Origin of the sequence: Acinetobacter sp. (assembly GCF_041911495.1) — a bacterium.
GTDB lineage: Bacteria > Pseudomonadota > Gammaproteobacteria > Pseudomonadales > Moraxellaceae > Acinetobacter.
In genome coordinates this window covers 1-12,900 of record NZ_JAYROT010000071.1, presented here as the reverse complement: position 1 = coordinate 12,900, position 12,900 = coordinate 1, and the positions used below count along the sequence as shown (strand labels likewise).

Genomic DNA, 12,900 nt, shown 5'->3' with positions numbered 1-12,900 from the left:
ATGCAAACACGCAAGGCAATGTTAAACTCGTTGCTTACACAGAAGGACAGAGCAAAAATGATCCACTACCAACTTGAGTTTGATGATTTTTCACAACATTTAATCCATGTCACCATTCGCTTTCTTGCCAATCCACAGCAACAGCTTTGGCTTCCAACGTGGATTCCAGGTAGTTATTTGGTGCGTGAATTTTCCAAACATATCGAGTCGGTCAATGCCTATGATGAAGATGGTCGCCTGCTCAAAATTTCAAAAACTCATAAAAATAAATGGCAACTGTTCAATAGCGATCATGAGTTGATCACGGTGGAATATAAAGTCTACGCCTATGATTTGTCAGTGCGTGGCAGTTATGTCGATCAAACACGGCTCTATGTCAATCCTACCACGGTATGCTTAGGATTGACTGATCAGGAACATGTACCGCATGAATTAGAATTGTTTATTCCTGAATCTTTGCAACATTTCACTTATGCAGGGGCATTGCCTTCTAAGTCCTTGATCAAAGGGCGTTATACCTTAAAAGCCAAAGATTATGCGCATTTGATCGATAGTCCATTTGAGCTTGCGGTACAAGACCGTTTTGAATTTGAAGCGGGTGGGATCAAACATGATTTTGTCATTTCAGGAAAGCACACTGCCAATGTAGAACGGTTAAAAACTGATGTGGAGAAAATTTGCCAAACCGAAATTGATATGTTTGGCTCTGCGCCATTTCAGCATTACACCTTTCTCACTATGACTACAGGTAATCTATACGGTGGCTTGGAGCATTGCGAAAGTACCAGTCTGATTTGCCCACGGGATGATTTGCCTAAAGCTGATGAAGCGGAACAACCGAGCAAGGACTATCAGCGCTATTTAGGTCTATGCAGTCATGAATATTTTCATTCGTGGCTGGTGAAATTTATCCGTCCTGACAACTATACCAACCCTGATCTGCATCAAGAGGGCTACACCTCGCTATTATGGGTATTTGAAGGGTTTACTTCCTATTATGATGATCTGATTTTGTTGCGTAGCGGTGTAATTTCTCAAGCAGACTATCTGAAATTACTCACTGAACAAATCAACCGTTATCTACAAAACCCAGGTCGAAAAATCCAATCGGTGAGTGAGTCGAGCTTTGATGCGTGGATTAAGTTTTATCGTCAGGATGAAAATAGCAATAATGCAGGCACGAGTTACTACAACAAAGGTGCATTGGTTGCACTTTGCTTAGATTTAGGTCTGCGCAGTCATGGATCAAGTCTGGATGAGTTAATGCGTGCGTTATATGCCAAAACGCAACAAGATCGTAATCTCGCCAGTAACCAAGTCAATGAAAGAACCATTTTTGAGCTGTGCAAAACATTGACAGGGCAAGACTGGTCAGATCGTTTAGGTTTCTTGATTAATAGTACCGAAGAATTACCACTACAAGAAGTATTGGCGGAGTTTGGTGTCGATTTACAAACAATAGATCAGAATAGCAAAGACTGCAAAACTTTGCCGTTTGGTGCAAAAGTGCAAGAAAAACTTGAAGGACTATTACTACAGCAAGTTTTGCGTGATTCAAGCTGTGCTCAAGCAGGATTGTCTGCGCAAGATGTGGTGATTGCGATTGATGGTATCAAAGCCACTGCCAAAGTGTGGTCGGCAAAAGCCAAGACAAATAAAGCGATGCAATGCCATGCTTTCCGCCGAGATGAGTTCATGACGTTTGAACTGACTGCACAAGATTATCCATTGCCGCAAGTTGAGTTAAAAGTCAGTGATCAAACCAAAGCGGATGCGTGGTTGATGAATCAAAAATAGTCTAAATGGTTTCGTGCAAAGCGTTGTGAAATTGTTGTACAAAGATAGGAATAGCCCATGACTGAGGTGTATACCGCCGAAGATGGCTTGCCACGTTGTAACTGGTGTAGCCAAGTACCTGAATTTTTGGCATATCATGATGAGGAGTGGGGCTTTCCTGTGGCAGATGATCGTCGGCTATTTGAAAAAGTCTGTTTGGAGAGTTTCCAGTCGGGACTCAGTTGGCGCACCATCTTGATTAAACGTGAAAATTTTCGACAAGCATTTTGCAATTTTGATTATCAGCAAGTGGCGAAGTTTACCGACCAAGATGTGGAAAGACTATTGCAAAATGCAGGTATTATTCGACATCGAGGCAAGATCGAAGCGACGATCAATAATGCCAAGCAGGTGCAAGCGATCATTGATGAATTTGGCTCATTGGCAAGTTATTTTTGGCAATACGAAGTCAAACTTGACCGTGCAATATCACCACAAAATCAAAGTACCAGTAGTGAATCCATTGCGTTGTCCAAAGATTTAAAAAAACGTGGCTGGAAGTTTGTTGGCGCAACCACTATGTATGCGCTGATGCAGGCGATGGGCTTGGTTAATGATCATGTTGAAGGATGTCACAGCCGTGCCAAAGTCGCAGAAGCTCGCCGTGCATTTGTAAAGCCATAAGATTGTAAAACGATAAGATCATCAAAACATGACTGACCAAATCGAAACTCATCCGCTTGAACCTTTTCTACCAAACAATGCTAGGCTACTGATGTTGGGCAGTTTTCCACCACCGAAAACTCGTTGGGAAATGGATTTTTATTATCCAAACTTTCAAAATGATATGAGGCGAATTGTGGGTACGGTGTTTTTTGATGACAAAGACTATTTCATTGATCTTGAAAACAAAGCATTCAAAGAACAACTGCTGAAAGACTTTTTGAATGAAAAGGGCATTGCGATTTTCGATACAGCCTATCAAGTGATCAGGCAGAAAAATAATGCTTCGGATAAATTTTTAGAAATCGTACAAGCGACGGATTTAGGCGAGTTATTAAGCCAAATTCCACAGTGTAACAACATTGTGACGACAGGGGAAAAAGCGACTGTAACTTTATTGACACAATTTTCAGTGCAGACTCAAGCACCTAAAATTGGACAAATGAGTATTGGGGAGATCAGCGTAGGAAACGCGATTAGAAATATGGCGCTGTACCGATTACCCTCGACATCGAGGGCATATCCATTACCATTTACACAGAAAGTAGAGCATTATCGCCAGTTTTTTCAGCAAATCGGAATGCTTTAAAAAAAACCGACATTAGATTAGTTATGCAGGTTCTTCACAGTACAAATCATAGAATGTTTGCATCAATACCAATACTTTTGGATCAGCGATTTGATAAAAAATCTGCTTTCCATCACGACGAGTACTCACCATTTCAGACTTGCGCAATACGGTAAGCTGTTGCGAAAGCGTAGGTTGGTGAATTTTAGTCAATTTTTCAATGGTTTGTACGTTAATTTCACCATCGATCAAGTGGCGTAAAATCTTTAAGCGATCAGGGTTTGATAACACTTTTAAATGATTGGTTACCACTTCTATGTCTTGGTCGGTTACATCAAAATGGATATCAGGCATCAAAGTTTCAAATTCCTCTTTTAAATGTGAATGAATTATAAGTAGGCTCAAAATTCATATAGATAAAGCGACATTTTGGGCAGTTAGGAGTGATGCATGAGAAAGCCTCATGGAATTGAAATTCATCTAAAAAGCCGAGATCACAATCAAATAATAGTTGCGATCTGCATAATATGCTTACACTAATATTAAAGCCCGAGGTTACCTGAAAATAAGCAGTAGATTGGTTTTGCTTGGTGTGCTTCTTGTTAATGAATTGTTTCAAAAGATGTTCAAGGTTAATGCAAGGTAATCAAAAAAAATCATAATTGTGAAAGTTGTCAAATTTTCTATTCATAAAAATTGAAATTGCAAATGCTTGTTCTTATAAGAAAAGATTTTCAACTCTATGTTCTTAAGGTAGACTTAGAATCAACTTGTAATGTTAATTTTAAGTTTAAAAGCAAAAATAAGGATATAACATGTCTTCACTGACGCAGACTACGACTAATCAAAAATCAGCCACAAACAAAACCCCAATTATTTTGATTCCAGGGACATGGTGTACCGCAAAGATTTGGGGTGATTTTGTCCCTGCATTGGAAGCATTGGGTTTGCAGGTGTTGACTCCAAATTTACGTTATCACGGTTTACCTTACGACGAAGTGGCAAAGAAAGTTGGTAATGTGAGTCTGACGGATTTTGTTGATGATCTGAGTGAGTTGTTACTTTCATTGGATACACCACCAATTATCTTGGGGCATTCTTTGGGAGGATTGTTGGCGCAGTTACTTGCGGCTAGACATCCTGATAAGCATCGAGGTGTTATTTTATTAGGTACTGCACCGATGGCTGGTATCTTCGCTTTCTATCCTGAAACGACAGCGGTGTTTTATAAACATTATATGAAATGGAAATTTTGGGAAAAAACGCTGTACGCAGAAAAATCAAAGTTTGAAAAATATGTGATGAACAATCAAACCCAAGAAGATGTAGATGCGACTTTTGCACAGCTTGTCCCAGAGTCAGGGCGTGTCTATTATGAAATGGGTTTTTGGTACTTAGATAGTAAAAATGCATCGACAGTCGATACAGATCAAATTCAAACGCCTGTACTCGTCATCACAGGTACCGACGATAAAATCGTGAATGCTAATGTTTCTCGTGCCACTGCAAAACGATATGCAAATTCAACGTTGTGTGTATTTGAAGGTTCAGATCATATGTATGCGATGGGCGAGTTTATGCCGATCACTGTCAATACAATTAAGTCATGGATTGATGAAAATCATTTGCTGTAAATTGCAAAACTATATTTTGGTAAAGACTAAGCATAAAAATAGCCAGTATCAAGCTGGCTATTTTGTCGTTAATCTTGCTAGATTATGCTGAATTTAATCAGCACGTAATAAATCATTCAAACTGGTTTTGGCGCGAGTTTGCGCATCAACTTTCTTCACGATAATCGCAGCATATAAGCTATACGTACCGCATTTTGACGGCAAGCTACCAGAAACAACCACTGATCCAGCAGGTACACGACCATAGTGGATTTCGCCAGTTTCACGGTCATAGATACGAGTAGATTGACCGATATAAACGCCCATCGAAATCACTGAACCTTCTTCAACGATTACACCTTCAACGATTTCAGAACGTGCACCAATAAAGCAATTGTCTTCAATAATCGTTGGATTAGCTTGTAGTGGCTCAAGTACACCACCGATACCTACACCACCAGATAAATGCACATTTTTACCGATTTGCGCACATGAACCGACAGTTGCCCATGTATCAACCATTGTGCCTTCATCAACGTAAGCACCAATATTGACATAAGAAGGCATCAAAACCACATTTTTGGCTTGGAAAGAACCTTTACGTGCAACAGCAGGTGGGACTACACGGACACCTGCTTGTTGGAATTGTGCTTCTGTCCAACTTTTAAACTTGGTATCCACTTTGTCATAGAATTGCAGATCACAAGATTCGATTGGCTTGTTATCGTTGAGTTTGAAAGAAAGCAATACCGCTTTTTTTAACCATTGATTGACAACCCACTCACCATTTTTCTTTTCTGCAACACGCAGGCTACCGTTATCCAATCCCGCAAGTGCTTCATTTACTGCATTGCGAATGTCTTCAGGACAGTTCGTACTTGAGTAATTTGCACGGTCTTCAAAAGCTTGTTCAATGATTGTTGCAAGTTGCGACATTATAATTTCCTTTAACTAAAGTTAAAAAATCAAGGCTAAAAAATGATGGGCATAGTGTACACTAAGCAACAAAGCGGGCATAGCTTAAATATTTTGTTCAAATTTATTACAATGAAAACATAATGTTAAAACAAATGTGTCAAAAGATTACAAAGAGAAACACAACTCATCTATGAATTTGCACTTCAATTTGTGATTATTGTAAGCAATTTCAAACAATCTTTTATAGTTTGAGTTTTTGAGGAGTGTAAATATGAAAATGTTTAAAATTTTAGCTGTAACCGCTTTGGCTGGAACTGCAACTTTCGCATTCGCTGATGAGAAAGTAGTGACTGAAGACGGTATAGCGACTTTTTCTACGTTTAAACCTGCTGCTGTTCGTGCTGAAGTTGGTACGACTGGTTACGGCGGTGCGATCTCTTGGAGCCCGAACCCATACGTTGGCGTGACTTTAGGTTATAACGGTGGCGACATTTCTTGGTCTGATAATGTTGAAGTTGACGATGTGAACTATGATGTTGACATGGAAAATAACTTGACTTATTTGAATGCTGAGATCCGTCCTTGGGCAAACTGGTTCTATGTTGCTGCAGGTGTAGGTTATGTTGACCAAGAATATGGTCTACAAGCTCGCGCAGATGGTGGCAATATTGAAATCGAAGGTGTAGATACTGGTCTTTCACAATTAAGCTATGACCTTGATTATGATAACAAGATTGCACCTTACCTAGGTCTAGGTTTCTCTCCTGCGATCACAAACCGTTGGGGCGTATTTGGTGAGGTTGGTGCATACTACACAGGCAACCCAACTGTGAGCAATGTAGATTATCACGGTGGTACACCATCTGATGCTGCACTTGTTGAAGATCACATGAATGAAGTTGCAAACGATGATAAATATGAGTGGATGCCAGTGGCTAAACTTGGTGTATCTTACCGCTTCTAATTGAGATTGCTACCTTGTAGCATGATCAAAAAAAACGAGCTTCGGCTCGTTTTTTTGTTGAGTACTTTGATAAAGTAACCAAGAAGTTTTATATTGCTTGGCTACTATAAACTTAAAAGCATTTAGGATTCACAGTATAAATGAGTTGTTAAAACTTATTAGCATCCGCAATATTCCAAATTCGATAATAAAAGTTTTCATCCTCATCTAAGTTGTCTTGTAGTAATGAGTTTTTTTCTAAGAAAAAGTATATCTGCGCAAAGTTTTTAATCTCATTGTGATTGACACGTTGTACAAGATGGTGCGCCTTAATCTCACGTGGATGTTCTAAACCCACCGCTGCAATCATCTCGGCAAGTGCATGCAATGTGTTGTGGTGAAAGTTGGCGACACGTGTTGATTTCAGATCGACGTTGAGTGCGGATTGACGTTGTTTACTTTGCGTCGCAATCCCAACAGGGCATAGATTGGTGTGACAGCTTTGCGCCTGAATGCAACCGATGGCGAACATAAACCCTCGAGCGCAATTGACCCAGTCCGCACCGAGCGCAAAAGTGCTGGCAATATCAAAGGCGCTGATAATTTTGCCACTTGCACCAATTTTAATACGATCACGGATGCCTGCGCCGACCAATGTATTGTGCACAAACAATAAACCCTCACGCAGTGGCGTACCGATATGATCACTAAACTCGATTGGTGATGCACCAGTCCCACCTTCGCTACCATCTACCACAATAAAGTCGGGAAATACTTGCTTTTCCAACATTGCTTTGACAATGCCCATAAACTGCCACGGTTGACCAATACAGAGTTTGATACCCACAGGTTTGCCGTTGGATAAAGTGCGAATTTGTTCAATAAAATCCATCAGCTCCAGTGGTGTATGAAAAGCAGAATGCGCAGGCGGTGAAACACAATCTTGGTCTCGTGGTACACCACGAATTTGTGAAATTTCCTCACTGATTTTATGCTTGGGTAAAATCCCACCGTGACCTGGCTTTGCACCTTGAGAAAGCTTAATTTCAATCATCTTCACTTGTGGAAGTTTTGCTTGATGCTTGAATTTTTCAGGATCAAATTTACCATCGGCTGTTCGACAACCAAAATAGCCACTGGCGATTTGCCAAACCAGATCACCACCATTTTCAAGGTGATAGGGGCTTATGCTGCCTTCGCCTGTGTCATGATAAAAATTGCCCAATTTTGCGCCAGCATTGAGTGCTCGAATGGCATTGGCACTCAAACTCCCAAAGCTCATCGCTGAAATATTCATGATTGAAGCAGAATAGGGCTGTGCACACTGTGTATTGCCTATGGTGATGCGAAAAGTATTGTGGTCGCTTGGTGACTTCGGGCTGAGCGAATGTGCCATAAAGCGGTAATCATCTTCATAGGCATCAATGATTGAGCCAAACGGTTTATCGGCATTTTGATTTTTTGCGCGTTGATAAACGAGGTTGCGCTGTACTCTAGAAAATGGCAACGCATCACGGTCGCCTTCAATAAAATACTGACGAATTTCAGGGCGGAAATATTCAAAAATAAAGCGAAAATGCCCCATAATTGGATAATTTCTTAAGATGCTATGATTGCGCTGAAGTACATCATATAAGCCCAATAGGCTAAGTAATGTGGCGATCACGAACAAGCTATTGAGTACACTATCGGCAAAAAAATAATTCAGATAATGGCGTTTACCTAGCAAAATGACATAGCCAAGAAAAAGGCTACTGGCAATGCAGAAATACCATAGCAAATAGCGTGAAATATAGGTGTTGAGCAGCTTATTACGAACTTGCTGTGCTGGGTTTTGCATTTTAATTCAATTCCTTGCAGTGCTTGCTATTCTTAACACTGTGCGTGATTGGCAATAAAATCTCAAGCATTGAATTGTTTAAAGCTCGCTTACAAAGTGGTATATTTTTTATGTCGATATATAATCTGAAATTTTAGCCCGAATTAGTCTGTCTTGAATGCTGTCAGGCTGACAATGATCAGGTATACTTGAGTAAAATTGGTAAAGGCAAAATGGCAACATGCAACACGACCCACAATATAAAGATCAGCAAAATAGTCAAAGTTTAAACTTACAAGATATTCGCCAACAGATTGATTCTGTCGATGAGCAAATACATTATCTGATCAATCAACGTGCCAAACTTGCTGAAACCGTTGCTAAAGCCAAATTTTCTCAAGATGAAAATCCAGTGTTTTACCGCCCAGAGCGTGAAGCGCAAGTACTTCGTAATGTCATGGCACGCAATCAAGGACCATTGTCGAATGAAACCGTTGCACGCCTGTTCCGTGAAATTATGTCGGCATGTCTTGCGCTAGAAGCACCACAGTCGATTGCTTTTTTAGGACCTGAGGGAACCTATACCCAAGCGGCGGCGATTAAACATTTTGGGCAAGATGCGATTACTCGTCCGATCACCACCATTGAAGAAGTATTCCGTGAAGTCGAGTCAGGCTCAGCGCATTATGGTGTAGTGCCTGTTGAGAACTCATCGGAAGGTATTGTCAATCATACACTCGATTGTTTCAAAGCCTCAAAATTGCATGTCATCGGTGAAGTCGAATTGCCAATTCACCATCAATTTTTAATTTCGCACAATACCCGTAAAGACAGCATCAAACAGATTTATGCGCATCAACAAGCCTTGGCGCAATGCCGAAAATGGCTCGATGTGAATTATCCAGGTGTAGAACGCATTGCACTGAACTCAAATGCTGAAGCGGCTCGCCGTATTCGTAATGAGTGGCATTCAGCAGCGATTGCAGGCGATGTAGCAGCACAAATTTATGATTTGGAAATTTTGCATGCCAATATCGAAGATAATCCTGATAATACCACTCGGTTCTTGGTGATCGGTCGTGAAAAGTCTTCTCGTAGCGGTCATGACAAAACCTCATTGCTAATTGCTGCACATGATAAAGCAGGGGCGTTGATCGAGATCCTTTCGCCGATTGCTAAGCATAATTTGACCATGACCAGTATCGAAACCCGTCCATCATTGCCTGAAAAATGGACCTATGTGTTCTTTATTGATCTCAAAGGGCATATCGAAGATGACGATGTGCGTCAGGCGATTGAAGAAATTCGCCCACATGTCAAAGAGCTTCGTGTACTTGGTTCATATCCGCTGGCAGTGTTGTAATGACTGACTCTGTTTTTACTTCAAATATGAGTGCCAATAATAAGCCATTATTTGAAAAAGTCGCTTTTATCGGACTGGGTTTAATCGGTTCAAGCCTAGCTCGTGTCATCAAAGCACATTATTTGGCAGGTGAAGTCGTTGCCTCGACACGCTCTGAAAAAACCTTAGCTGATGCCAAACAACTTGGTTTAATTGATCAAGGATTTAGTTCAGCAAGTGAAGCAGTGCATGGCGCTGATCTAATCGTGTTAGCTTTACCTGTACAAGCCACAGAAACTGCTTTGACGCAAATTAAACCCGATCTCCGTTCTGATGCAATTATTACCGATGTGGGGAGTACCAAAGGTAATGTGGTACAAGCCGCTCAAAATGTCTTTGGGGAAAATTTACCCAAAGGTTTCGTGCCCGGTCATCCGATCGCAGGCAGTGAACACAGTGGCGTGCATGCAGGGAAAATTGATCTTTTTGCTAATCATAAAGTGATTTTGACGCCACTTGCGTCAAGCGATCCAATCGCTGTACAAAAGCTGATTCAACTATGGCAAACCGCTCAAGCCGAAGTGATTTGTATGGATGTGGCGCAGCACGATGAGGTGCTTGCGCACACCAGTCATTTACCGCATTTGATGGCGTTTAATTTGGTCGAGCAACTGGCTAATCGCCAAGATAATTTAGATATTTTTCGCTATGCTGCGGGTGGCTTTCGAGATTTTTCTCGCATCGCAGCCAGTGATCCGCAGATGTGGCACGACATTTTTTTTGCCAATAAACAGGCGATTTTGAGTGCGGTTACAGGCTTTGAAGATCAATTACAACGCTTTAAACAAGTCATTCAATCCGAAGATTCCCATGCGCTCATGGGCATGCTTGGACATGCCAAAGCTGCTCGACAACATTTTAACCATATGCTCGCCAATACACCTTTGATGGAGAACAACGCTGTGACGCAACAATTTACCATTTCACCGGGAAGCCAACAATTTTCAGGGCAATTTTCAGTGCCGGGTGATAAGTCGGTGTCACATCGCTCGATCATGTTCGGCGCAATCGCAGAAGGCACAACGCATGTCACAGGATTTTTGGAAGGTGAGGATGCGTTGGCGACCTTGCAAGCCTTCCGTGATATGGGGGTGTCGATCGAAGGTCCGAAAAATGGTGAAGTGACGATTCATGGTGTCGGCATGCACGGTCTGAAAAAACCTGCAAGTGCGCTGTATATGGGCAACTCAGGCACCAGTATGCGTTTGCTTTCAGGCATGCTCTCTGCCCAATCCTTTGATACGGTGATGACAGGTGATGCGTCGCTTTCCAAACGCCCGATGGAGCGTATCGCCAAACCATTGCGTGTGATGGGTGCAAAAATCCAAACCACAGGTGAAAAAGGTACACCGCCTGTCAGCATCACAGGTGCTCAAGGCTTAAAAGGCATTCATTATGATTTGCCTATGGCTTCGGCACAGGTCAAATCAGGCATTTTATTGGCAGGGCTGTGGGCAGAGGGCGCAACATCGGTCACTGAACCTGAACCGACACGTGATCACACCGAGCGTATGCTTCGTGCATTTGGTTACGACGTAAAAACCCAAAAGCAAGATCATGGTAACCAAATTACGCTTCAGGGTGGCGGAAAGCTCGTGGGTACAAATATCCAAGTGCCATCGGATATTTCGAGTGCGGCGTTCTTTATGGTCGGTGCGGCGATTAGCCAAAATGCCGATCTGACTTTAGAAGCTGTTGGGATTAATCCAACGCGTACAGGTGTGATTGAAATCCTCAAGCAAATGGGCGCAGACATTAACGTACTGAATGAACGCATCGCAGGTGGCGAACCGATTGCAGATATTCACATTCGTGGTGGCAAAAGCCTAAAAGGCATTCATATGCCTGAAGACCAAGTCCCACTGGCGATTGATGAATTTCCTGCGTTATTCATTGCTGCTGCATGCGCAGAGGGTGAAACGATTTTGACTGGAGCGACGGAGCTTCGTGTCAAAGAGTCTGATCGTATCCAAGTGATGGCAGATGGATTAATTGCGCTAGGTATTCAATGTCAACCTACAGATGACGGCATCATCATTCAAGGTAAAGGCAAAACAGGTGAGTGGTCGCCGATCTTCACAGGTGGACAGATCGAATCGCATCATGACCATCGTATCGCCATGAGCTTTAGTATAGCGGGATTGCGCTGTGCAGAGCCGATCACCATTCACGGCACAGAAACTGTAGCAACCAGTTTTCCGACTTTTACTGAGCTTGCGCAAAAAGCAGGGATGTTGATTGAGCAGTCTGATGTTTAATAGCGCAAAATAAAAAGAAAGCCGCAGTTCAGGTGAGTTGCGGTTTTTTTATGACTAGAATTTAAAAAGTTTATTTCTGATAATTTTCTAAGACTTCCAAAGCAGCACGAAAGGCTTCTTGTGTCGTTGGCGCACCACAATACGGCAAGCTATGTAGAATACTTCTTGAATTTCTTCGACGCTTGCACCATTATTCAATGCACCACGGATATGACCTTTGAGTTCTGTCGGTGCTTTTTGTGCAACTAAAAAGGCAATGGTAATTAATGAACGATATTTACGTGGCAATACACCTTCACGTTGCTAAGTTGATCCCCACGCATGCTCATTAATCCAGTCTTGCAGTGGTTCGGTAAACGGTACAGTGTTGTCTTGAGCACGTTTAACAAAATGTTCGCCCATCACTTCGGTGCGCACTTTCAATCCATTTTCATAATCTTGTTTTGACATATTTTCATCTGATTTTTGCAGTGCATCTATTATACGCTTAAAACGGTCATTGCCCTAAAACTATGGGAATTATCCACTGAAATCTGCTGGGATATAAAAATAATCAATAAATTTTGCAGAAATACTCACTGCATTTATGGCATAAACCATGCTATTTAATTATTGAATCACTTTAAAAATTATTTGAAATAAAGGAGGAGCGTTGCCGAGATCAACTCATCAATACGTCGATTCTTCATGATGTTTTATTTCAGAAAGTGGGAATCTGCGTCATTTCATTTTAGTGAGGTGTAATGGTCTAATGAAATCAGACAGTGAGATAGAGATATAATTTCACTGAAACGAGGATTTCAACATGAGCAAAACCAAACGTACATTCGATGCAAATTACAAACTACATATCTGTGAGTTAATTCGCAAACAAGGACTG

10 protein-coding genes and 1 pseudogene are annotated in these 12,900 nt (G+C 41.5%); 7 read left to right on the top strand and 4 right to left on the bottom strand.

Annotated features, from left to right (window positions below):
- Nucleotides 1-57 precede the first annotated feature (57 nt).
- The 3 genes from ACE3PQ_RS09565 to ACE3PQ_RS09555 are packed head-to-tail and all read left to right on the top strand — an operon-like array spanning nt 58 to nt 3,088.
- A complete protein-coding gene (locus ACE3PQ_RS09565; protein WP_374297281.1) occupies nt 58-1,797 on the top strand; it encodes a M61 family metallopeptidase in 1,740 nt (579 codons plus the stop codon).
- Nucleotides 1,798-1,854: 57 nt separating this feature from the next.
- Nucleotides 1,855-2,460 (top strand): DNA-3-methyladenine glycosylase I, encoded by a 606-nt coding sequence (locus ACE3PQ_RS09560; RefSeq protein WP_374297279.1) that lies wholly within the window; start codon nt 1,855-1,857, stop codon nt 2,458-2,460.
- Nucleotides 2,461-2,488: 28 nt separating this feature from the next.
- Nucleotides 2,489-3,088, top strand: a complete 600-nt coding sequence (locus ACE3PQ_RS09555; protein WP_374297277.1) for a uracil-DNA glycosylase family protein — start codon at nt 2,489-2,491, stop codon at nt 3,086-3,088.
- Between the two features lie 21 nt (nt 3,089-3,109).
- Here ACE3PQ_RS09555 and ACE3PQ_RS09550 read toward each other — a convergent pair whose 3' ends face one another.
- The gene (locus ACE3PQ_RS09550) at nt 3,110-3,421 is read right to left on the bottom strand and encodes a metalloregulator ArsR/SmtB family transcription factor (RefSeq protein WP_374297275.1); all 312 of its coding nucleotides are present in this window, start codon (nt 3,419-3,421) and stop codon (nt 3,110-3,112) included.
- 461 nt (nt 3,422-3,882) lie between these two features.
- Here ACE3PQ_RS09550 and ACE3PQ_RS09545 point away from each other — a divergent pair, with 461 nt between their 5' ends.
- Nucleotides 3,883-4,701, top strand: coding sequence for an alpha/beta fold hydrolase (locus ACE3PQ_RS09545; RefSeq protein WP_374297272.1), 819 nt, complete (start codon nt 3,883-3,885; stop codon nt 4,699-4,701).
- A gap of 93 nt (nt 4,702-4,794) precedes the next feature.
- Here the strand turns inward: ACE3PQ_RS09545 and dapD are convergent, their stop codons facing one another.
- The gene (gene dapD / locus ACE3PQ_RS09540) at nt 4,795-5,616 is read right to left on the bottom strand and encodes a 2,3,4,5-tetrahydropyridine-2,6-dicarboxylate N-succinyltransferase (RefSeq protein WP_374297270.1); all 822 of its coding nucleotides are present in this window, start codon (nt 5,614-5,616) and stop codon (nt 4,795-4,797) included.
- A gap of 253 nt (nt 5,617-5,869) precedes the next feature.
- On the opposite strand from dapD, the gene carO reads away from it, so the two are divergent.
- A complete protein-coding gene (gene carO / locus ACE3PQ_RS09535) occupies nt 5,870-6,562 on the top strand; it encodes an ornithine uptake porin CarO (protein WP_374297268.1) in 693 nt (230 codons plus the stop codon).
- Between the two features lie 148 nt (nt 6,563-6,710).
- On the opposite strand, the gene ACE3PQ_RS09530 is transcribed toward carO, so the two are convergent.
- A complete protein-coding gene (locus ACE3PQ_RS09530; protein ID WP_374297265.1) occupies nt 6,711-8,381 on the bottom strand; it encodes an FMN-binding glutamate synthase family protein in 1,671 nt (556 codons plus the stop codon).
- Between the two features lie 220 nt (nt 8,382-8,601).
- On the opposite strand from ACE3PQ_RS09530, the gene pheA reads away from it, so the two are divergent.
- Nucleotides 8,602-9,723, top strand: a complete 1,122-nt coding sequence (gene pheA / locus ACE3PQ_RS09525) for a prephenate dehydratase (RefSeq protein WP_374297263.1) — start codon at nt 8,602-8,604, stop codon at nt 9,721-9,723.
- A 26-nt stretch (nt 9,724-9,749) separates the two neighbouring features.
- Complete coding sequence (locus ACE3PQ_RS09520) at nt 9,750-12,020, top strand: bifunctional prephenate dehydrogenase/3-phosphoshikimate 1-carboxyvinyltransferase (RefSeq protein WP_374297301.1); 2,271 nt, start codon at nt 9,750-9,752, stop codon at nt 12,018-12,020.
- 70 nt (nt 12,021-12,090) lie between these two features.
- Here ACE3PQ_RS09520 and ACE3PQ_RS09515 read toward each other — a convergent pair.
- A pseudogene (locus ACE3PQ_RS09515) lies at nt 12,091-12,470 on the bottom strand (carboxymuconolactone decarboxylase family protein).
- Nucleotides 12,471-12,900: the final 430 nt, after the last annotated feature.

Excerpts from the sequence above, each read along its gene's own strand:
- ACE3PQ_RS09555 (WP_374297277.1), top strand. The coding sequence starts at position 2,489 with ATGACTGACCAAATCGAAACTCATCCGCTTGAACCTTTTCTACCAAAC.
- ACE3PQ_RS09560 (WP_374297279.1), top strand. The coding sequence starts at position 1,855 with ATGACTGAGGTGTATACCGCCGAAGATGGCTTGCCACGTTGTAACTGG.
- ACE3PQ_RS09565 (WP_374297281.1), top strand. The coding sequence starts at position 58 with ATGATCCACTACCAACTTGAGTTTGATGATTTTTCACAACATTTAATC.
- ACE3PQ_RS09545 (WP_374297272.1), top strand. The coding sequence starts at position 3,883 with ATGTCTTCACTGACGCAGACTACGACTAATCAAAAATCAGCCACAAAC.
- ACE3PQ_RS09550 (WP_374297275.1), bottom strand. The coding sequence starts at position 3,421 with ATGCCTGATATCCATTTTGATGTAACCGACCAAGACATAGAAGTGGTA.
- carO (WP_374297268.1), top strand. The coding sequence starts at position 5,870 with ATGAAAATGTTTAAAATTTTAGCTGTAACCGCTTTGGCTGGAACTGCA.
- ACE3PQ_RS09530 (WP_374297265.1), bottom strand. The coding sequence starts at position 8,381 with ATGCAAAACCCAGCACAGCAAGTTCGTAATAAGCTGCTCAACACCTAT.
- pheA (WP_374297263.1), top strand. The coding sequence starts at position 8,602 with ATGCAACACGACCCACAATATAAAGATCAGCAAAATAGTCAAAGTTTA.
- dapD (WP_374297270.1), bottom strand. The coding sequence starts at position 5,616 with ATGTCGCAACTTGCAACAATCATTGAACAAGCTTTTGAAGACCGTGCA.
- ACE3PQ_RS09520 (WP_374297301.1), top strand. The coding sequence starts at position 9,750 with ATGAGTGCCAATAATAAGCCATTATTTGAAAAAGTCGCTTTTATCGGA.